Raw genomic sequence first — 19,726 nt, 5'->3', positions numbered from 1 at the left:
GGTCGCTCTGGTTCTTTAGTCGAGGCGGTAGGCTACGAGCTTGCCCTCGTGGTTCAGCGGCAGGACGGCGGTCTTGGACGCCGCGTCGTAGGAGAGGTCCGCCGACCCGGGGCTGAGCGCCAGAAGCTGCTCGTGCTTCCCGCTGGCGTCGATAAGGTGGAGCGGGCCCTTGAGGTAGTCGGTCGCGAGGTACCCGCCGCCGCCTAGCGCGACCAGACCGTCCAGAGCGCCGATCGGCGCTCCGCTTCCCAGCGGGCGCGCCGTTCCGCCCGCCAGCGGAAGCTGCACGAGGTGCCCCTTGGCGGTCGGCTTGCCGTCGACGAAGGGGCCGAAGCCGGCGATGATCAGCCGGTCGCCTTCGATCGCGAGGCCGTTGGGGCCGTTGAGCTCCGGCCCTTCCGCGAACCGCGTGATGGCGCCATCCTTGAGCGCGAAGATGACGTTCTTGGCGGTGTCCGAGACCAGGACGCGGCCGTCAGGCGTCGCGACCACATCGTTGAGAAATCCCGCGCCCTCCGCAGGGTAGCGGTTCGCCACCTTGGCGGAGGCGACGTCGATCTCGACCAACTCGTCGATGTCGGCCACGTAGAGCTTGTCTCCGACCAGCGCCATGCCTTTCGGCGCGTTCAGGCCCTTGATCCATTCGGGCTCGAGCATCCGCCCGTCGACCGTCGTCTTAGCGATGAAGCCGACGCCGTCCTTTTCCGTCATCGAGCCCGCGACGAGGCTGACGTAGAGGAAGCCGTCGCTGGCCGGCAGCACGGACTCCGGCTGGCGCAGATCGCCGATCTCCCAAAGCTTCTGCGGCTCGGCGGCGGCGACAGGGCCGGCGAGAACGGCGAGCGACAGGGTCAGGGCGATGCGGCGGACGGACATGGGGGCGTCTCCTCGGGACGAAGCGCGTTCGCCGCGCTCTGGCGCGCGTGGATCCGCGCGCGCGTTCCCTGGGTCATATGGGGCGCTCACGCGGATTGACTGCGATCTCCGCACGCATCCGTGTCCCGGCGGTGGCCTTTTGCCTCCGGCTGCGGCATATCGCGGGCCATGAGCCTAGACGTCATCACCTTTGGCTGCCGGCTCAACGCCGTGGACAGCGAGACCATCCGCGCCCATGCGCGCGGGCGGGACGATCTCGTCGTGGTCAACGCCTGCGCGGTCACGGCTGAGGCCACCCGGCAGGCACGCCAGGCGGTCCGCCGGGCCGCCCGCGTCAACCCCGGGGCGGAGATCGTGGTGACCGGCTGCGGCGCCGCGATCGAGCCGCAGGCGTTTTCGAGCATGCCCGAGGTCGCCCGCGTGGTCGGCGCCGTCGACAAGCTTCGGCCTGAGACCTGGGCTCCAGGCCACGAACGTTCCGCGGCGGTCGCGGACGCCGCGATCCTCCCGCCACCGGCGGACGCCGCCATCCTCGCGCCGCGCGCGTTCGTGCAGGTCCAGACCGGCTGCGACCACCGCTGCACCTTTTGCGTCATCCCCTTCGGCCGCGGCGCCTCGCGCTCCACGCCGAAGGCGCAGGTGATCGCCGAGGTGCGCCGGGTTCTGGAGCGTGGGGCGCAGGAAGCGGTGCTGACCGGCGTCGACCTCACCTCCTGGGGGCTCGATCTTGGCGCCGGCGAGCGGCTGGGCGATCTGGTCCGCGCGGTGCTCGCCGCCGTTCCCGAACTGCCTCGGCTGCGGCTGTCCTCGCTCGACGCAGTCGAGATCGACGACGCGCTGGTGCGGGCGTTTGCGGAGGAGGAGCGGCTCGCGCCGCATCTCCACCTCTCGCTCCAGTCCGGCGACGACATGATTCTGAAGCGTATGAAGCGCCGGCACTCCCGCGCCGACGCCGTGCGGTTCTGCGGCGAGATGCGGCGGGCGCGGCCCGACGTCGCCTTCGGATGCGACGTGATCGCAGGATTCCCGACCGAGACCGCCGCGATGTTCGAGAACACCCGCTCGGCGCTCGAGGACTGCGGGATCGCCTACGCTCATGTGTTCCCCTACTCCGTGCGCCCCGGCGTTCCCGCCGCCCGCATGCCGCAGGTGGCGGGCGACATCATCAAGACCCGCGCCGCGGCTTTGCGCGCGACCGGAGAGGCCTTGCTCGCCCGCCACCTCGCAGGCCATGTGGGTCGGCGGCTAACCGTGCTGTCGGAGGGCAGGGGCCTCGCCCGAGCCGCGGATTTCGCGATGGTTCGGCTGGCGACGACCGCGCCCAAGGGGGCGTTCGTGGATGTGGCGGTCGCGGGCCACGACGGCCGCGCGCTGCTTGCGGCGGAGCGGGGCGTGGACGGCGCGTTTAGATCGGGAACAGGACAAAGCTCATGACCGAAGCTCCCGAGGCCAAAGGCTGGTTCACGCGCCTGCGCGACGGTCTCTCCAAGACCTCGACGCAGCTCACTCGCGGCATCACCGAGATTTTCACCAAGGAGAAGCTCGACGCGGCGACGCTGGACGAGCTCGAGGACCTGCTGATCCAGTCCGATCTCGGCGTCGCGACCGCCGAGCGCGTCACGGCCGCCGTGGGCCGGGCGAGGCACGCCAAGCAGCTCGACGGCGAGAGCGTGCGCGCGATCGTGGCGCAGGAAGTGGCGCGCGTGCTGACGCCGGTCGCCGTGCCGCTCGATCCGCCGGAGAGCGCGCGCCCCGCGGTGATCCTCGTCGTCGGCGTCAACGGCTCGGGAAAGACCACGACCATCGGCAAACTGGCGGAGACCTACCGCACCGCCGGCCTGAAGGTGGTGCTGGCCGCCGGCGACACCTTCCGCGCCGCGGCGGTCGAGCAGCTCGCCGTCTGGGCGCAGCGCACCGGCGCCGCCTTCGTCTCCAAGGAGACCGGAGCCGACGCCGCCGCGCTCGCCTACGAGGCCTACGCCCAGGCGCGGGCGGACGACGCGGACCTGCTGATCGTCGACACCGCCGGCCGGCTGCAGAACAAGGCCGGGCTGATGGCGGAGCTCGAGAAGATCGTGCGCGTGCTGAAGAAGTTCGACGCCGACGCGCCGCACGCCTGCCTGCTGGTGCTGGACGCGACCACCGGCCAGAACGCGCTCGGCCAAGTCGAGGCCTTCGCCAAGACCGCGGGCGTCACCGGCCTCGTCATGACCAAGCTCGACGGCACCGCCCGCGGCGGCATCCTCGTCGCGGTCGCGGAGAAGTACCGGCTACCGGTCCACTTCATCGGAATCGGCGAGGGTCTCGATGACCTCGAGCCGTTCGATCCGGATGATTTCGCCAGGGCGTTGGTTGGGCTGCCGCGCGTCGAGAAAACCTACGAGTTCTGACGAACCATCGACTTTACTCGGCGGCCTGGCCGAGCGCCGTCTGGGCGCGCGCCCGGTCGCGTGTGTACTTCACCAGATCCGCCTGCAACGCCTGCAGATCCTTGGCCGGCGTCCAGACCTTCACAGCGTATTCCACGCCGCCGTCGCTGTAGCTGGTCGGCGTGACGATCGGCTCCGGCGAGGCCAGCGCGTGCGGGTTGTCGCGGAGGAAGGCGGCGATCTCGGCGCGGGCGGACTCGAAGTCCTGGTCGGCGGGCGCGGTCAGCGTCGTCTCCACCCGGCGGGTGGGGTACTTCGACTTGTTGGTCAGCGCCGTGCCCCAGACCTGCGCGTTGGGGATCAGCACCTGCACGTTGTCGCCGCTCGCGAGCTCCGTGAAGAACAGGTTGAGGTCGCGCACCGTCCCCGCTTTGCCGGCGACCTCGATGGCATCGCCGACCTTGAACGGGCGGAACAGCAAAAGCATCACGCCCGCCGCCATGTTCGACAGAGTGCCTTGCAGCGCGAGGCCGATGGCGAGGGAGGCCGCGCCGAGGACCGCGATGAGGCTCGTCGCCTGGATGCCGACGAGCTGCAGGATGGCGACGAGCACCACGGCGAGCGTCGCGTACTGCGCGAGGCTCGAGAGGAAGGAGGCGACCGTCACGTCCATCCGCTTGGAGGCGAGGAGCCCGCGGTGGACGCCGTTGTGGATCACGCCGGCAATCCAGAAGCCGGCGACCGCCAACGCCACCGCGCCGACGACGTTGAAGCCGTAGACCACGACGAGGTTGGTGAGGAATGTGAAGTCGATCGGAATGTTGGGCATCGGCCCCTCAAGTCGTCGTCGGGCGACGCGCGTCGATGCAGCGTCGGCCGTTCTGGGATGTCGGGCGTCCCTTGGACGTAGAGCAAGCGCGTGGTCGCGCAACCCCCGAGCGCGTGTCGCAGGCGCAAGGTCTTGCCTTCGGGCGCGGCCATGGGCAATGTCGCCAGTCCCTGCGCGGCCCCACGCCGCGCCGCCTCCCGATCGCCGACGCCGCCCCCGCTGCGGCCGTCGCGCGATCTCCACCGACGACACCGGAGCGGGACGACCCACATGCGCGCGACCCTCGAGCGAGCGGCCCTCCTGAAGGCCCTTGCCCATGTCCACCGCGTCGTCGAGCGGCGGAACACCATTCCGATCCTTGCGAACGTCCTGCTCCGCGCGGGTTCCGACGGCCTCCGACTGCAGGCGACCGATCTCGACCTCGAGGTCGTCGAGACAGTGGCCGCCGAAGTGGCGCAGCCCGGCGCGACCACCGTGCCCGCCCATACCTTCTACGACATCGTCCGCAAGCTGCCGGACGGCAGCCAGGTCTCGCTGGAGATGGGCGGCGAACGCGGCACGCTGGTTATTCGCGCCGGCCGCTCGCGCTTCACGCTGCAGACCCTGCCGGACAGCGACTTCCCGGACCTCGCCGCGGGCGAGCTTCCGACCGGCTTCACGATCGGCGCGGCCGACCTGAAGCGCCTGATCGACAAGACCCAGTTCGCGATCTCGAACGAGGAGACGCGCTACTATCTCAACGGCATCTATCTGCACGCGGTCGACAGCGCGGGAGTGTCGCTGCTGCGCGCGGTCGCGACCGACGGGCACCGCCTGGCCCGGGTCGAGATGCCGGCGCCGGCGGGCTCCGTCGGGATGCCGGGCGTGATCGTGCCCCGCAAGACCGTCTCCGAGATCCAGCGGCTGGTCGAGGACCCCGAGGGCGAGGTCAAGGTCGAGCTGTCGCCCACCAAGATCCGCGTCTCCTTCGGCCAAGTGGTGCTCACCTCAAAGCTGATCGACGGGACCTTCCCGGACTACGGCCGCGTCATCCCCGCCGGCAACGACAAGCGCCTCACGGTCGATCGGCTCGAGTTCAAGAGCGCGGTCGACCGCGTCTCCACCATCTCGTCCGAGCGCGGCCGCGCCGTGAAGCTCTCACTGACCGACCGCAAGCTGGTGCTGACCGTCACCAACCCGGACTCGGGCAACGCGACGGAGGAGATCGAGGTCGACTACGAGTCCGAGCCGCTCGATATCGGCTTCAACTCCCGCTATCTGCTCGACATCGCCGACCAGCTCGAAGGCGACACGGCGCTCATCCGGCTCGCCGATCCCGGCTCGCCCACGCTGGTGCAGGATCGCGACGACGCCCCGGCGCTCTACGTGCTCATGCCCATGCGGGTGTGAGGGGCGATAGGTTGGCTCCTGACGTGCTGCGTCGTCATCCGGCCTGACCGGACGACCTATGTGCGACGGAGAACCCCCGCCCAGGATGGATCCTCCGGTCAAGCCGGAGGATGACCCGCTTCATGTGGCGAGCGTTCGAACCCATGACGTCTATCGCGGCGGGGGGTCTATGACCGCCCCTCGCCGCGCCGCCGTCTCGCGCCTGCGTCTCACGAACTTCCGCTCCTACCCCTCGCTCGACTTGGCGTCCGGAGAGGGCTCGGTCGCGCTCGTCGGGCCGAACGGGGCGGGCAAGACCAATATCCTCGAGGCGATCTCGCTGCTCGCTCCCGGCCGCGGCCTGCGCCGCGCGCCGCACGGCGAATTTGCGCGCGCGCCGGGCGACGGGTCCTGGGCGGTCGCGGCCGAGATCGCCGGCGAGGACGGCCCGACCCGGCTCGGCACGGGCGTCGAGCCCGCGCAGGACGCCACGGGCCGTCGCTGCCGGATTGACGGCGCGCCGGTCTCGGGCGCCGGCGCGTTCTCCGAGCATCTCCGCCTCGTCTGGTTGACGCCGGACCTCGACGGCCTGTTCCGCGGGCCGGCGGGCGATCGCAGACGCTTCCTCGACCGCCTGGTCAACGCCGCGGACCCCGCGCACGCCGCCCGCGCCTCGGGGCTCGAACGCGCGCTGCGCTCCCGTAACCGGCTGCTCGAGGACCCGCGCGCCGACGTCCGCTGGGTGGACGCCGTCGAACGCGAACTGGCGGAGCTGGCCGTCGCGGTGGCCGCCGCGCGCGTCGAGACCGTCGCGCGGCTGGCGGCGCTGGTCGCCGAGACCTCAGACCCGACTTCGCCGTTCCCAACCGCCGAGATCGCGCTCGAGGGGTCGGTCGAGACCGAGTTGGTCCACCTGTCCGCGACCGCAGCCGAAGACGCCTACCGCGAGCGTCTGGGCCGCGGCCGCCCCCGCGACCGCGCGGCGGGACGCACGCTTGAAGGCCCGCATCTGAGCGATCTGCTCGTGCGTCACGCGGCCAAGGACATGCCGGCGGAGAAATGCTCCACGGGCGAGCAGAAGGCGCTCCTGGTCGGCCTCGTGCTGGCGCACGCCCGCCTCGTGGCCCGCCTCGACGGCCGGGCGCCGGTGGTGCTGCTCGACGAGGTCGCGGCCCATCTCGATCCCGCCCGCCGGGAGGCGCTCTACGACGCGCTGGACGCCCTCGGCGCGCAGGTCTGGCTCACCGGGGCCGATCCCGCCGCCTTCGCGGATCTTGGGGGCCGGGCGACGGTGTTTACGGTTGCGGACGGCGAGGTTCGGCGCAAGGGGTGAGACTACCAGGCGGCGGCTTGACGGCGCGTGACCGCCGACATCTCATCCTGCCGCCATGACCTTCGCAGCGCTGCTCACCTTCTCTGCCGCCCTGTTCGTCGCCGCCGCCACGCCCGGGCCGGGGGTCGCCGCCATTGTCGCGCGGGCGCTTGGCGTCGGCCTGCGCTCGACCTTGCCAATGGTGGCGGGACTCATTCTGGGCGACGTCGTCTGGCTCGCCTGCGCCGCTTTCGGCCTCGCCGTGCTCGCCGCGACCTTCGGGACCGTCTTCATGGTCGTGAAGTACGCCGGAGCCGCGTACCTGCTTTACCTCGCCGTGAAGCTTTGGCGCGCTCCGGCCTCGGCTGAGGCCGTGGCGGCAGAGGCGCGGCCGATGTCGGCGGCGCGCAGCTTCCTCGCAGGCCTCGCCGTCACGATCGGCAACCCAAAGGCCATGGTGTTTTATCTCGCTTTGCTGCCGGCGATCGTCGACCTCGGCGCGGTGGACGCCTTTGGCTTCGCCGAGCTCGCACTGGCCACGGCGCTCGTCCTCATCGTCGTCATCGGAGGCTATGCGGCGCTGGCGTCCCGCGCCCGGGTCTGGCTGACGTCGCCCCGCGGCCGGCGCCTCCTAAACCGCATCTCGGGCGCGACCATGGGGGCAGCCGCCGCGGGCGTCGCCGCGAGCTGAAGCGGGCCCGGTCGAGCGACCGCAAAAAAGCCATGCTGATCAGGTAGTTGCTTCAGCCTACGGGGTTATCGACAGGCCCCGCCGACCGGCCTCTTCGAAACTCGCCTTTCCAGCCCTGAAAGGGTAGGAATAGGGAGTGCGAAACGCCTGATTCCTGCCGAGTTTTTCCGACGCTCGCCAGCGCTGTCCGCCCACCCCGCCGCGCACGCGGCCCCTAAGGCGGACGCCCACCGCGAGGAGACCTGACATGTCCGACACTGCTTCGAACGGCGGCGCCGAAGACTACGGCGCAGACTCGATCCGAGTCCTCAAGGGGCTCGACGCCGTGCGCAAGCGACCGGGGATGTACATCGGCGACACCGACGACGGCTCCGGCCTGCATCACATGGTCTACGAGGTCATCGACAACGGCATCGACGAGGCGCTCGCTGGTTGGGCGAACGAGGTCACCGTCACGTTGAACTCGGACGGGTCCTGCACGGTGACCGACAACGGCCGCGGGATCCCGACCGGCATCCACACCGAAGAAGGCATCTCGGCGGCCGAGGTCATCATGACCCAGCTGCACGCCGGCGGTAAGTTCGACCAGAACTCGTACAAGGTCTCGGGCGGCCTCCACGGCGTCGGCGTCTCGGTGGTGAACGCGCTGTCGGTCAAGCTCAAGCTGCGCATCTGGCAGAACGACAAAGAGCACGAAATGTCGTTCACCCACGGCGTGGCCGACGCGCCGCTCGCCGTGGTGGGCCCGGCGAACGGCCGCCGCGGCACGGAGGTGACCTTCACGCCGAGCACCGAGACCTTCAAAGGCGTCACGGAGTTCGACTACGCCACGCTCGAGCACCGGCTGCGCGAACTGGCCTTCCTGAATTCCGGCGTGAAGATTGTGCTGACCGACGCGCGGTCCGCCGACGTGCGGCGTGAGGAGCTCTATTACGAGGGCGGCGTCGAGGCCTTCGTGCGCTACCTCGACCGCGCCAAGCACCCGCTGATCGAAACCCCGATCGTGCTGCGCTCCGAGCGCGACGGCATCGGCGTCGAGGTCGCGATGTGGTGGAACGACAGCTACCACGAGAACGTGCTGGCCTTCACCAACAACATCCCCCAGCGGGACGGCGGCACCCATCTCGCCGGCTTCCGCGCGGCGCTGACGCGGCAGGTCAACGGCTACGCCGAGACCTCGGGCGTCGCCAAGAAGGAGAAGGTCTCCCTCACCGGCGACGATGCGCGCGAAGGTCTGACCTGCGTGCTGTCCGTCAAGGTGCCGGACCCCAAGTTTTCGTCGCAGACCAAGGACAAGCTCGTGTCCTCCGAAGTGCGGCCCGCGGTCGAGAACCTCGTTAACGAGGCGCTGCACACCTGGTTCGAAGAACATCCGGCCGACGCCAAGACCGTCGTGCAGAAGGTGGTCGAGGCCGCGGCCGCCCGCGAGGCCGCGAAGAAGGCGCGCGAGCTGACCCGCCGCAAGGGTGCGCTCGACATCGCCTCGCTGCCGGGCAAGCTCGCCGACTGCCAGGAGCGAGATCCGGCGAAGTCCGAGCTGTTCCTGGTCGAGGGCGACTCCGCAGGCGGCTCCGCCAAGCAGGGCCGCGACCGCGCCTTCCAGGCGGTGCTGCCGCTCAGGGGTAAGATCTTGAACGTGGAACGCGCGCGCTTCGACAAGATGCTGTCGAGCCAGGAGATCGGCACGCTGATCACCGCGCTCGGCACCGGCATCGGCCGCGAGGAGTTCAACGCCGACAAGCTGCGCTACCACAAGATCATCATCATGACGGACGCCGACGTCGACGGCAGCCACATCCGCACGCTGCTGCTGACGTTCTTCTACCGCCAGATGCCGGACCTTCTGAACCGCGGCCACATCTACATCGCCCAGCCGCCGCTCTACAAAGTGACGCGCGGCAAGTCCGAGCAGTACCTGAAGGACGAACGGGCGCTTGAGGATTATCTCATCGACTCCGGTCTCGAAGGCGTGTCGCTGAAGCTCGCGAGCGGCGAAGTCCGCGCCGGCGCCGATCTGCGCGCAGTGATCAGCGAGGCCCGCCAGATCCGCGCGCTGCTCGGCGGCCTCCATTCGCGCTACCGCCGGCCCGTCGTCGAGCAGGCGGCCATCGCGGGCGCGCTGACACCGGACGTGCTGCACGATCCCGAGGCCGCACAGCGGGTCGCCGACGACGTCGCGCGCCGTCTCGACGTGCTGGCCGAGGAGACCGAGCGCGGCTGGGTCGGGACCGTCAGCGACGACGGCTTCACCTTCGCGCGGACCGTACGCGGCGTACGTGAGGCGGCGATCATCGACGCCGCGCTGATCGCGAGCGCCGACGCGCGCAAGCTCGACGAGCACGCCGTGGGGCTCCGGGAGATCTTCGGCGAGACGCCCCAGCTGCTACGCAAGGACGCGGTCAACGCGGTGCATGGGCCGTCCGAACTCGTCGACGGCGTGCTCGCGGTCGGCCGCAAGGGCCTGACGCTGCAGCGTTACAAGGGTCTTGGCGAGATGAACCCGGATCAGCTCTGGGAGACCACGCTCGACATCAACGTCCGCTCGCTGCTGCAGGTGAAGGTGAAGGAAGTCGACGAGGCGGACGACATCTTCACCAAGCTGATGGGCGACATCGTCGAACCGCGCCGGGAGTTTATCCAGGACAACGCCCTCACCGTCGCGAACCTCGACGTCTGAGGGCGAGCGTTCGGCCCAGGACGCGCGCCGGCGTCCGTCACCGATCGGAGGCCATGCCGCCTCTCATCGATCCGCGCCGCGGCGACATTGAGGACGACGCGTCGAGCACGAAGGTCTGGTCGCTCGCGTCGCTCGCGGGCTGGGTGTTGGTCGAGATCAGCCTGCCCAAGCTGCTTCTGTCCTGGCTGTTGCTCGTGGGGCTGCCCTGCCTGTTGCTGGGGGTCGCGCCGCTCGCCGCGACGGCCTGGTTGTCGACCGTGTCGCGCACCGCTTTGGACGCCTTCAGCGGCGTCGCGCCCTTCGTGGCGCTGGCGGCGGCCTTGATCGTCGCGGGCGTCGGCGGCCGCCCGGCCTTTCGCCTGGCGGAGCGAAGCTTCTGGTCCCTGAACGCCCTCGCGGTCCAGCCGAGCTTCGTGCTGTGCCGGGAGGCCATGCGGCACTTCGTCGGGCGGCGGTTGTCGCTGTGGCTAAGGCGCGACGGCGCGCGGGTGGGCCAGGTAACCGCGATCGCGGCGGCGGTCCTGATGTCGTGTCTCGCAGGAGCCGCGGCTTGGCTCGCCTGGCCGCACTCACGCTGGATCGGCTCGTGGAGCGATCTCGCCTCTCCTCTCACCCTGCTCGGCGCGTCCTTCGCGAACAGCGTCGTGCTGTTCGGCGCCTATGTCGCCTGCGGCTCCCTGGCCTGGGGCGGGGCGGACGCCGCAATGGGGCAGCCCGTCACGCTCGACGCCTACGATCCCGAACCGGGATGCAAGGTTTGGCGCGTGGCTCACCTCTCTGACCTGCACGCCGTCGGCGAGCGCTTCGGTTTCCGCATCGAGAGCGGTCGCTCAGGTCCGCAGGGCAACGCGCGGCTGACGGCGACCTTCGAGGCGCTGGCGCGGGCTGACGCCGCGGAGCCGCTCGACCTCGTGCTGGTCACCGGCGACATGACCGACGCCGGGCGCTCCTCGGAATGGGCGGAGTTCCTGGAGGCGCTCGAGACGCTGGACCCGGCCTTGCGCGAGCGCATGCTGTTCCTCCCTGGCAACCACGACGTCAACGTCGTGGACCGCTCAAATCCCGCCCGGCTGGACCTGCCGTTCTCGCCGGGCAAGCGGCTGCGGGAGTTGCGGGCGCTCGGCCTGCTCGCGGACCTTCAGGCGGAGCGGGTCGTCGTCGCCGGGCCCAAGGCCACGTTCGACGCCACGCTGGCGGAATGGCTCGCGCCCCATGCGCAGGCGCTCGCGTCCTTCGTGCGCACCGGCCGCGGAAAGCGCGGGCGCGACGTCAGCACGCTCTGGGACGAGGCGTTTCCCATGGTGCGCCTGCCCGCCACGCCCGACGGGCTCGGCGTGATCCTGCTCAACTCGAACGCCGACACGCATTTCTCCTTCACCAACGCGCTCGGCATGCTGCCCGCGGAGCAGGAGCGCCGGACGACCGCCGTCATCCGCGCTCATCCCGAGGCCAGCTGGCTGGTGGCGCTGCACCACCATCTCGTCGAGTACCCGCGCCCGACGCGCTCGCTGTCGGAGCGCATCGGCACGGCGCTGATCAACGGCAGCTGGTTTCTTCGGCAGTTGAAGCCCGCGGCGCGCCGTGTGGTGGTGATGCATGGCCACCGCCACGTCGACTGGACCGGCCGCTGCGGCGAGCTCCGCATCGTCTCGGCGCCGTCGCCGGTGATGGGAAGGCCCCATTTTTGGATCCAGCGCTTCGGGGCCTCCGGCGGACGCCTGACCTTGCTCAAGCCGCAAAGGGTCGACATCGCCGAGCCGCCTCGAATGGCGGCGCCGGGCGTGGGGGCGGCTGGGGAAAGCGTAACGTAGGGGCCGGGCCTTCGGCGCGGCCGTCAAGCCCTAGACGGTCGGCCGCAGGAGAGCAGACGCGCTAAGGCGCTCTAGCCGCGCTCCGCCCGGGGGGTCTAGGGCGATCGCATCCCGATGACGCAACCGCCGTGGCGGGCTTACTGGAAAGCGGCGAAGGCCGGCGTGACGCGCGGATCGAGCTTCGACGCCGGCTGGAACGCGTCCGGAACGCGTGCCGAACGCTCGCGCGGCTTAGGCGCGGCCTCGGGCGCGGAGGTCGGAACGACCTGAGCCGGCTGCGGCGCGGGCTCCTCGGCGCGGCCGAACAGGCCGCCGACGCTGCGCACCCATCCGCCGATGCCGGACCCGCGCGGCTCTTCGGCGCGGGCCGCGGGGGCAGGAGACACCGCCGAGGCCATCACCGGAGGCTCGACGGCGATCTCGCGGCGTCCGGACGCAGGCTTGCGAGCGACGGCGGCCGGCGCGGCGCTCGGCAGAGGCTGCGCAGTGGCCGCCGGTTCAACGGCGGCCGTCGTCGCGGGCTCGTCGCCGCGGAACATCCGGGTGAAGAGATTGGGCTTCTCGGCTGCGGCCACGGCCTGCGGCGCCGGCGCGCGGTCGGGATTGGCGGGCGGCAAGGGCGTGTGGAGCGCGACGGTCGCAATCGGCTGCGCGGCGGGACCCGTCGCCCCGAGCGGCGTTCCAAGGGCGCGGGCGGTCCCGGCGTCGGGGGCGAAGGCCTGCGCCGAGGAGGCGGGCGTCGTGGCCGACGGCGTCACGGAGGCGATCTGGATGATCGGCTCGTCAAGCGAGCGGCGCATGCGGCCGTTCTGCGCGACGTACTCCGGCGCCGGCTCCATCGACTTCGTCAAAGCGGCGATCACGGCGTCGTCGGCGCGCTTCTTGGCGGCGACCGCCTTCGCGATCTCCGGTTGCACGGTGTAGGTCGGGCAGGCCGCGGACGGCTCGAAGCTCGACAGCGCACCCGCCGAAGCGTTGAAGACGTACTTCTTGCCGCAGGCGTCCACCTTCGGCTCGAGCTTCGTCACCTCGAAGTTGTCCGAGCCTTCCTTGAGGTTCCGCCAGAACGCGATGTTCGGGTTGTTGCGGCGGCGCGCCATGTTCTCGGCCGTCATGCGGAACGGCAGCGCCTGCACCTGGAACGCCTTCTGACCCCCGGCGAAGGCTTCGCGGGCGAGGGCGTAGATCTCGGCGATCTGAGCGTCGGTCATGGCGTAGCAGCCAGCCGAAAGGCAGTCGCCATGCACCATCAGATGGCGGCCGGTGCGGCCCAGCGCCTGATCGTACTTGTTCGGAAAGCCGATGTTGAACGAAAGGTAGTAGTTCGAGCGCGGGTTCATCTGCGCCGGGCTGACGGAGTAGAAGCCCTCGGGCGCCTGCTTGTCGCCTTCCTTGATCTTGGGACCGAGCGTGCCGGACCAGCGGCATATATCGTAGCTCTTCAGCAGCGCGTAGCGGCCGTCGCTGCGTTTCTTCCAGACCTCGGCCTTCGACTCCTCCTTGTAGATGCGGAGGAGGATCGGGTCCGTGCGCTTCATGCCCTTTTCGGACATCAGCGCTACGGTCGCGGCGGGGATCGACTGGATGCTGCGGGCGGTGGTCGCCTGTTCGTCCTTGCAGCCCGCGACGGTGAGCGCGGCGAGTGCTGCGACGGCGGCAAACGCTGAACGAGCGACGGACATTGAGAAGCCCCGAGGACGGCGGACGACGGCTTACGCGTTCCCCAACTTAACGATCGATACCCTTACCCGCTGGTTACCGCAAGCTTACCGAATCGTTGACGCCGTCCGAAGGACGCTCAGAGAGAGCGCCCGATCGCCAGGAATTTCCGCCGCCGTTCGTCGCGGATCTGCTCGGGCGCCATGTTGGAGAAGCGCGCGAGCGCGTCGGCGATGGCGTCGCCGGCGGCCTTGATCACCACGTCGGGGGCCCGATGCGCGCCGCCGAGCGGTTCGGCCACCACGCCGTCGATCACGCCCAGGCGAAGCAAATCCGCCGAGGTGATCTTCATGTTGGTCGCGGCGTCCTGCGCCTTCGCCGCGTCGCGCCACAGGATCGAGGCCGCGCCCTCGGGCGAGATCACGCTGTAGATCGAATGCTCCAGCATCAGCACGGCGTTGGCGGTGGCGATCGCGATCGCGCCGCCGGAGCCGCCTTCGCCGATGACGACCGCGACGTTCGGGACGGTCAGGTTGAGGCAGGCCTCCGTCGAGCGGGCGATCGCCTCCGCCTGGCCGCGCTCCTCGGCCTCGATGCCGGGGAAGGCGCCCGCGGTGTCGACGAGCGCTATGACCGGCAGGCCGAAGCGATCCGCCGTCTCCATCAGGCGCACCGCCTTGCGGTAGCCCTCGGGCTTCGCCATGCCGAAGTTGTGCTTCAGGCGGGAGGTCGTGTCCGCGCCCTTCTCCTGGCCGATGACCATGACGGCCTCGCCGCGGAAGCGTCCGACGCCGCCCACGATCGCTTCGTCCTCGGAGAACTTCCGGTCGCCCGCGAGCGGAGTGAAGTCCTCGACGAGGCCCTGGACGAAGTCCACGAAGTGGGGCCGGTTCGGATGCCGGGCCACCAGCGTCTTCTGCCACGGCGTCAGGTTCGCGTAGAGCTCCTTCAGCGCCGCGACCGACTTGGCCTCGAGGCGGGAAATCTCCTCGTCGATCGCGACCGCGTCGCCGCCCTCGCCGAGGGTTCGGAGTTCAGCGATCTTGGCCTGCAGCTCGGCGACCGGCTTTTCGAAATCGAGATAGCTTTTCATAGGCTCCGCTCCGCGCCGCAGGCGCCGGGGCAAAGGGGGCGCTGGTCCTTGCGGAGCGGGCGCAACTTGGTTTGCGAGGCCTACGAAAGTCAAGGCGTTACGCCTCAGTTGTCATAGGCCATCACCACGAGGTCGAGGTCCGGAACGACCAGGAGCATCGATCCGCCCCCTCGCGTAAAGTAAGCGCCGGGGCGGCCGACGGCGCGGAATATGGACGTTCTCAAAGAACGCGTCATGCCGATGCAACCGAGACCGCGGCCGAGCAAGCCGTCCGCCCGCTCGTCGTCTATCGGCGTCTCCTTCCATGGGCGCCACTCATTCGCGGACGGCGCGCGGCTCCGAAGCTGGTCGGCGAAGAACGACAGCCCAGCGTTGGCGATCGCGGCCGTTGTTCCCCTGTCGAGGTTGTGCAGAGCCGCGCCGCAGCCCTCGGGTCGTAACGGAACGAACAGGAGGAGCGGATTGAAGTCGCGGCCTGCGTACACCAATCCGGTCGTGCGCAACGCTTCGGGCAGAGCGCGGCGATAGAAGGCGGTTTCGTAGAGGGACCAAGCGGCGTAGATGGCGGCGAACAAAGCGGCGGCGCTCGCAACGCTGAGGCAGGCGCGGCTCGACAGGCCGTCGACCCGCCCGCCATAGTCGTCCCACGGATCGGGCGTTTCGACCGCCGCTTTCGTCAAGAAGCGACGTCCCCCAGCGGGTGCAGGTCGCGCACCATGGCGCGGGCGCGTTCGTCGAGGACGTGGGTGTAGATCTGGGTCGTCGCGATGTCGGCGTGGCCGAGCATCTGCTGCACGGCGCGCAGGTCCGCGCCGTTCTGCACGAGATGGCTCGCGAAGGCGTGGCGCAGCACGTGCGGGCTGACTTTCGCGGGGGACAAGCCCGCCCTGGCGGCGGCGGCCTTCAGCTCGCGCGCGAAGACCTGGCGGGTGAGGTGGCCGCTGTCGCCGGGCGCCGGGAAGAGCCAGGGGCCGCCGGCGTCGCGGCCCATGTCCGCGAGCGCCGCGAGATAGGAGGTCATCGCCTCCTTCGCGAGCGGCGTCAGCGGCACGAGGCGTTCGCGGCCGCCCTTGCCCTTGACCGCGATCGCCTGCGCCGCGGGCCGGGCGGCGGAGCGGGGCAGGCCGACGAGCTCGGAGACGCGCAGGCCCGTGGCGTAGGCGACCTCGAGCAGGCAGGCGAGCCGGGCGGCGGCCAGTCGCGCGCGCGGCGTCGGCTCGGGGCCGGCGTCGCCCGCGGCGACGATCAGACGCTCCATTTCGTCCACCGAGAGGATCTTCGGCAGCGGCCGGCCGCGCCGGGGACCTTCGAGCGCCGCGGTCGGATCGTCGGAGCGGAGACCGTCGCCGTAGAGGAACTTGTGAAGCTGGCGGACGGCGGAAAGCCGGCGCGCGGCCGAGGACGCCTTAAAGCCGCGGTCGGAAAGGTCGGCGAGATAGGCGCGGACGTCGTCCGCGGTCGCGGTCGTCACCCCCCGGCCGAGGGCCGCCAGGAAGCCGCCGTAGTCGTCGAGGTCCCGGCGGTAGGCGTCGAGCGTGTTCTTCGCCGCGCCGCGCTCGGCGCTCGCCATCTCCAGGAACGCCTCGATGTGGCGGCGGTCGCCGGCGGTCATCGGGTCTCGACCACGTCGGTCGCGGCCGCGCGGGCGCCGGCGGAGCGATCCGCGCCGTCCTGCGCGGCGGCGGCCGGGCGAAGCTTGCTCGTCGGGATGTTGACGACGATTTCCCGGGTGCGCGGCGTGACAAGCGTCGCGAGCGCAAAGACCGCGCCGAAGCCCAGCGCCGCCATCGCGGCGATCACGGTCAAAAAGCGCATCAAACTTGGCATGACTGTCCGCCTCGTCTGATCACAGACGTCGATGCCCCTCTGAAGAACGGTCGCACGCGGCACCGGCGACCGCAACAGCTTCAGTTGTGCGCGCGCGACCTTTAGGAATAGGTTGCGGTCGTTTCGGCCTTCGGCCGCCGTCAGGGGAAACGAAAACGTGAGCATGGCCACCGCGGCGGAGGAGACGGCTTCGGGATCCGGCGCGCGGCCGCGTGTCTCCACGGACGCCGCCGCTCTCCGCGCGGCCCTCGGCCGCCGTTCGATCGTGCTCGTCGGGATGATGGGGGCGGGCAAATCCTCTGTTGGCCGCCGGCTGGCTCACGCGTTGGAGCTGCCCTTCGTGGACGCCGACACAGAGATCGAGGCGGCGGCCGGCATGACGATTCCTGAGATCTTCGCCGCCCACGGCGAGCCCTACTTCCGCGCCGGCGAGGCGCGCGTGGTCGCGCGTCTGCTGGAGGAGGGGCCGAAGGTCATCGCGACGGGCGGCGGGGCGTGGCTGAACCCCGAGACCCGGGCCCGGATCGGCGAGGCCGGGGTGTCGATCTGGCTTAAGGCCGAGGTGGACGTGTTGATGAAGCGGGTGCGCAAGCGCTCGAACAGGCCGATGCTCGCCTCCGCCGACCCGGAAGGGACGCTTCGCGCGCTGGTCGAGGCGCGGTACCCCGTCTACGCCTCCGCCGACCTCACGGTGATGTCACGCGACGCGCCGCATGAGCATGTGATCGCGGAGGTGGTGCAGGCGCTGTCGGAGCGTCTCGACCTCGCGCGCCCGAACGAGGAGCCGATCTGATGGCCGACGCCGCCCGCGCCCTGGCCGATGAGGCCGAAGTGGTTCCGGTTTCCCTCGGCGACCGGTCCTACGAGATCCTGATCGGCCGTGGGCTGCTGGAGCAAACGGGCGTCCGCGCCAAGGCGCTCGGCGCCCGCAAGGTCGGCGTGGTGACAGACGATAACGTCGCCGTCGCCCATCTCCCGCGCGTGTTGGAGTCGCTTGAGGCGGCGGGGCTCGACGCCTCAAGCGTCATCGTGCCGGCGGGCGAGAGCTCGAAGAGCCTCGACAGGCTGGCGACCGTTGTCGACGGGCTGCTGGCCGCCCGCATCGAGCGCAAGGATCTGGTGCTGGCGCTCGGGGGCGGCGTGGTCGGCGACCTCGCCGGGTTCGCCGCCGCCGTGCTCCGCCGCGGAGTGCGCTGCCTTCAGGCTCCCACGAGCCTGCTGGCCCAGGTGGATTCGTCGGTCGGCGGCAAGACCGGCGTGAATTCGCGCCACGGCAAGAACCTGATCGGGGCCTTCCACCAGCCGAGCCTGGTGCTGGCCGACGCCGACGCGCTCGACACGCTGCCGGAACGTGAGTTCCGCGCCGGCTACGCCGAGGTCGCCAAGTACGGCCTGATCGACGACCCCGCCTTCTTCGCCCGGCTTGAGCGAAGCTGGCGGCAGGTGTTCGCGGGCGGCCCCGAACGCACCAACGCGATCGCCACCAGCTGTCGCGCCAAGGCCGCAGTGGTCGCGCGCGACGAGCACGAGCACGGCGACCGCGCGCTGCTCAACCTCGGCCACACCTTCGGCCACGCGCTCGAGGCGGACGTCGCCTACGACGGCGCGCGGCTGGTCCATGGCGAGGGCGTGGCGATCGGTATGGCGATGGCGTTCCGGTTTTCCGCCGCGCTTGGGCTCGCGCCGGAGGAGGACGCGGCGCGGGTCGGCGCGCATCTCGCGGCTGTGGGCCTGCCCACGAGCCCGAAGGCCATTCCTGGCGGCGTGAGCGACGCCGGGACGCTGCTCGGCCACATGCGGCAGGACAAGAAGGTCGAGGGCGGAAAACTCACCTTCATTCTCGCCCGCGGCGTCGGCAAAAGCTTCGTCGCGCGCGACGTCGACCCGGAGAAGGTGCTGGCCTTCTTGGAGAGCGAGCTCGCCTGAGGGCTTCAGGACGCCGCCGGCCGTCGAGGCGCGTTACGTCCCCCGCGGCTTCGCGCGGCTCGTCGCTGCGGCGTTCCCGGGATCTTCCGGCCAGACGTGGCGCGGGTAGCGCCCGCGCATCTCGATCCGGACGTCCCGCCAGGAGCCGGACCAGAAGCCCGGCAGGTCGCGCGTCACCTGGATCGGCCGGTGCGCCGGCGACAGCAGGCGCAGCAGCAGCGGCGTGCGGCCGCCCGCGATCGCCGGATGGCGCGTCAGCCCGAACAGCTCCTGCACGCGGACGTCGAGCGCCGGTCCCTCCTCCGCCGCGTAATCGATCGGCAGCCGCGAGCCGGACGGCGCCTCGAAATGGGTGGGAGCCTCGGCGTCGAGCCGGCGGCGCAGCGCATAGGGCAGCAGGGCGTCCAGCGCCGCGGCGAGATCGTCCTCGCGGACGTCGCGCAGCGCGGTGGCGTGGCCGAGGAACGGCGCGAGCCAGTCCGCGGCGGTCGCCGACAGCGCAGCGTCCGAGAGGTCGGGCCAGTCGGCGTCGGGCTCCGCGCGGCGCACGAAGCGCACGCGCTCCAGCAGCGCGGCCTGCGCTCGGCTCCAGGGCAGGCGGTCGATCCCGGCGGCGGCGATCCCCTGCGCCAGCGCCTGCGCAGTCTCGGGGCCCGGGGGGACCGAGGTCGGCCGCTCGGCCAGAGTGATCGCGCAGAGCTTGCGGCGGACGCGGCCGCGCACCGCCATGGCCTCAGAGTCGAAGGCGATCTCCACGCGCTCCTCGACGCGGGCGCCCGCCGCCTCGACCAGGTCGGCTTCGCTCAAGGCCGCCGCGAGCAGGATGCGGCCTTCCTGCGCCATGCCGGTGAGGTCGACGACCGCGATAAACCCTTCCCGCGACAACGAATCCGCCGGATCGAGCGCGGCGCCACGGCCGTTCGCCAGCAGGAAGGCGCCGGGCTTCCCCCCGCCGCGCGCCTTGGCGATGCGGTCGGGGAAGGCGCGGCCGACGACGAGACCTGCGCGCGTGGGATCAATGACGCCCGGCGTGCCGCCGGCCGCCCTCAGCCAGCCCTCGGCGAGGCGCCGCGCGCCCTCCGCCCGCGGTCCGCGCTCGCGGGGCAGACGCTCCAGCCGCCGGCCGAGATCGACGCCGTCGCCGGCGAGCCCGCGCTCGACCGCGAGGAGGGCCACCGCGGCCCCCGGTCGGGCCGTCGCCTGCCGCGACCGCGTCGACCACCAGCGCCGCGAGCCGGGGCGGCAGCGGGATGTCGCGGAGCGTTCGGCCGCGCGCGGTCAGCCGGCC

At 70.9% G+C, this 19,726-nt stretch carries 16 protein-coding genes and 1 pseudogene; 9 read left to right on the top strand and 8 right to left on the bottom strand.

Annotated elements, in window-relative coordinates:
• Positions 1–15: 15 nt before the first annotated feature.
• Positions 16–876 (bottom strand): SMP-30/gluconolactonase/LRE family protein, encoded by an 861-nt coding sequence (locus tag METY_RS11780; RefSeq protein WP_103121591.1) that lies wholly within the window; start codon positions 874–876, stop codon positions 16–18.
• Between the two features lie 168 nt (positions 877–1,044).
• On the opposite strand from METY_RS11780, the gene mtaB reads away from it, so the two are divergent.
• Together mtaB and ftsY are read left to right on the top strand one after the other, a co-directional pair.
• Positions 1,045–2,310, top strand: a complete 1,266-nt coding sequence (gene mtaB, locus METY_RS11775) for a tRNA (N(6)-L-threonylcarbamoyladenosine(37)-C(2))-methylthiotransferase MtaB (protein ID WP_103121590.1) — start codon at positions 1,045–1,047, stop codon at positions 2,308–2,310.
• A gap of 5 nt (positions 2,311–2,315) precedes the next feature.
• Positions 2,316–3,266 (top strand): annotated as a pseudogene (ftsY, locus tag METY_RS11770) (signal recognition particle-docking protein FtsY); the annotation flags it as partial.
• A 13-nt stretch (positions 3,267–3,279) separates the two neighbouring features.
• Here the strand turns inward: ftsY and METY_RS11765 are convergent.
• A complete protein-coding gene (locus tag METY_RS11765) occupies positions 3,280–4,074 on the bottom strand; it encodes a mechanosensitive ion channel family protein (protein ID WP_103121588.1) in 795 nt (264 codons plus the stop codon).
• A 270-nt stretch (positions 4,075–4,344) separates the two neighbouring features.
• On the opposite strand from METY_RS11765, the gene dnaN reads away from it, so the two are divergent.
• The 5 genes from dnaN to METY_RS11740 all read left to right on the top strand — a co-directional run bounded on the left by dnaN (position 4,345) and on the right by METY_RS11740 (position 11,933).
• On the top strand, positions 4,345–5,463 hold the full coding sequence (gene dnaN / locus METY_RS11760) for a DNA polymerase III subunit beta (protein ID WP_103121587.1): 1,119 nt from the start codon (positions 4,345–4,347) through the stop codon (positions 5,461–5,463).
• A 169-nt stretch (positions 5,464–5,632) separates the two neighbouring features.
• The gene (recF, locus tag METY_RS11755) at positions 5,633–6,775 is read left to right on the top strand and encodes a DNA replication/repair protein RecF (protein WP_103121733.1); all 1,143 of its coding nucleotides are present in this window, start codon (positions 5,633–5,635) and stop codon (positions 6,773–6,775) included.
• A gap of 55 nt (positions 6,776–6,830) precedes the next feature.
• Complete coding sequence (locus METY_RS11750; RefSeq protein ID WP_103121586.1) at positions 6,831–7,445, top strand: LysE family translocator; 615 nt, start codon at positions 6,831–6,833, stop codon at positions 7,443–7,445.
• A 247-nt stretch (positions 7,446–7,692) separates the two neighbouring features.
• A complete protein-coding gene (gene gyrB, locus METY_RS11745; RefSeq protein ID WP_103121585.1) occupies positions 7,693–10,122 on the top strand; it encodes a DNA topoisomerase (ATP-hydrolyzing) subunit B in 2,430 nt (809 codons plus the stop codon).
• A gap of 53 nt (positions 10,123–10,175) precedes the next feature.
• Positions 10,176–11,933 carry a metallophosphoesterase family protein gene (locus tag METY_RS11740; RefSeq protein ID WP_103121584.1) on the top strand — a complete coding sequence of 586 codons (1,758 nt, stop codon included), beginning with the start codon at positions 10,176–10,178 and terminating at the stop codon, positions 11,931–11,933.
• Positions 11,934–12,070: 137 nt separating this feature from the next.
• On the opposite strand, the gene METY_RS11735 is transcribed toward METY_RS11740, so the two are convergent.
• The 5 genes from METY_RS11735 to METY_RS21410 all read right to left on the bottom strand — a co-directional run bounded on the left by METY_RS11735 (position 12,071) and on the right by METY_RS21410 (position 16,683).
• The gene (locus METY_RS11735) at positions 12,071–13,615 is read right to left on the bottom strand and encodes a hypothetical protein (RefSeq protein WP_103121583.1); all 1,545 of its coding nucleotides are present in this window, start codon (positions 13,613–13,615) and stop codon (positions 12,071–12,073) included.
• Between the two features lie 116 nt (positions 13,616–13,731).
• Entirely contained in the window at positions 13,732–14,685 is a 954-nt protein-coding gene (locus tag METY_RS11730) for an acetyl-CoA carboxylase carboxyltransferase subunit alpha (protein WP_103121582.1), read from the bottom strand.
• Between the two features lie 104 nt (positions 14,686–14,789).
• Positions 14,790–15,365, bottom strand: a complete 576-nt coding sequence (locus METY_RS11725) for a hypothetical protein (protein WP_103121581.1) — start codon at positions 15,363–15,365, stop codon at positions 14,790–14,792.
• Positions 15,362–16,297 carry a site-specific tyrosine recombinase XerD gene (locus METY_RS11720; protein WP_103121580.1) on the bottom strand — a complete coding sequence of 312 codons (936 nt, stop codon included), beginning with the start codon at positions 16,295–16,297 and terminating at the stop codon, positions 15,362–15,364. The genes METY_RS11725 and METY_RS11720 overlap by 4 nt, the downstream gene beginning before the upstream one ends.
• Positions 16,294–16,683: a hypothetical protein gene (locus METY_RS21410; RefSeq protein ID WP_244593623.1), complete on the bottom strand. Its 390-nt coding sequence runs from the start codon at positions 16,681–16,683 to the stop codon at positions 16,294–16,296. The genes METY_RS11720 and METY_RS21410 overlap by 4 nt, the downstream gene beginning before the upstream one ends.
• Here METY_RS21410 and METY_RS11710 point away from each other — a divergent pair.
• Positions 16,676–17,305: a shikimate kinase gene (locus METY_RS11710; protein WP_103121578.1), complete on the top strand. Its 630-nt coding sequence runs from the start codon at positions 16,676–16,678 to the stop codon at positions 17,303–17,305. The genes METY_RS21410 and METY_RS11710 overlap by 8 nt on opposite strands.
• Positions 17,305–18,438, top strand: coding sequence for a 3-dehydroquinate synthase (gene aroB / locus METY_RS11705; RefSeq protein WP_103121577.1), 1,134 nt, complete (start codon positions 17,305–17,307; stop codon positions 18,436–18,438). The genes METY_RS11710 and aroB overlap by 1 nt, the downstream gene beginning before the upstream one ends.
• 33 nt (positions 18,439–18,471) lie before the next feature.
• Here the strand turns inward: aroB and METY_RS11700 are convergent, their stop codons facing one another.
• On the bottom strand, positions 18,472–19,614 hold the full coding sequence (locus METY_RS11700; protein ID WP_244593622.1) for an ATP-dependent helicase C-terminal domain-containing protein: 1,143 nt from the start codon (positions 19,612–19,614) through the stop codon (positions 18,472–18,474).
• Between the last annotated feature and the right edge of the window lie 112 nt (positions 19,615–19,726).

This window comes from Methylopila sp. Yamaguchi (assembly GCF_002897035.1).
Lineage (GTDB): Bacteria > Pseudomonadota > Alphaproteobacteria > Rhizobiales > Methylopilaceae > Methylopila.
This window is presented reverse-complemented; position numbering and strand designations above follow the sequence as displayed.

What these genes read in the sequence shown, in the direction of transcription:
- METY_RS11765 (WP_103121588.1), bottom strand. Translation starts at nt 4,074, where the DNA reads ATGCCCAACATTCCGATCGACTTCACATTCCTCACCAACCTCGTCGTG.
- METY_RS11710 (WP_103121578.1), top strand. Translation starts at nt 16,676, where the DNA reads ATGGCCACCGCGGCGGAGGAGACGGCTTCGGGATCCGGCGCGCGGCCG.
- aroB (WP_103121577.1), top strand. Translation starts at nt 17,305, where the DNA reads ATGGCCGACGCCGCCCGCGCCCTGGCCGATGAGGCCGAAGTGGTTCCG.
- METY_RS11780 (WP_103121591.1), bottom strand. Translation starts at nt 876, where the DNA reads ATGTCCGTCCGCCGCATCGCCCTGACCCTGTCGCTCGCCGTTCTCGCC.
- gyrB (WP_103121585.1), top strand. Translation starts at nt 7,693, where the DNA reads ATGTCCGACACTGCTTCGAACGGCGGCGCCGAAGACTACGGCGCAGAC.
- METY_RS11750 (WP_103121586.1), top strand. Translation starts at nt 6,831, where the DNA reads ATGACCTTCGCAGCGCTGCTCACCTTCTCTGCCGCCCTGTTCGTCGCC.
- METY_RS11730 (WP_103121582.1), bottom strand. Translation starts at nt 14,685, where the DNA reads ATGAAAAGCTATCTCGATTTCGAAAAGCCGGTCGCCGAGCTGCAGGCC.
- mtaB (WP_103121590.1), top strand. Translation starts at nt 1,045, where the DNA reads ATGAGCCTAGACGTCATCACCTTTGGCTGCCGGCTCAACGCCGTGGAC.
- dnaN (WP_103121587.1), top strand. Translation starts at nt 4,345, where the DNA reads ATGCGCGCGACCCTCGAGCGAGCGGCCCTCCTGAAGGCCCTTGCCCAT.
- METY_RS11740 (WP_103121584.1), top strand. Translation starts at nt 10,176, where the DNA reads ATGCCGCCTCTCATCGATCCGCGCCGCGGCGACATTGAGGACGACGCG.
- METY_RS11720 (WP_103121580.1), bottom strand. Translation starts at nt 16,297, where the DNA reads ATGACCGCCGGCGACCGCCGCCACATCGAGGCGTTCCTGGAGATGGCG.
- METY_RS11735 (WP_103121583.1), bottom strand. Translation starts at nt 13,615, where the DNA reads ATGTCCGTCGCTCGTTCAGCGTTTGCCGCCGTCGCAGCACTCGCCGCG.
- recF (WP_103121733.1), top strand. Translation starts at nt 5,633, where the DNA reads ATGACCGCCCCTCGCCGCGCCGCCGTCTCGCGCCTGCGTCTCACGAAC.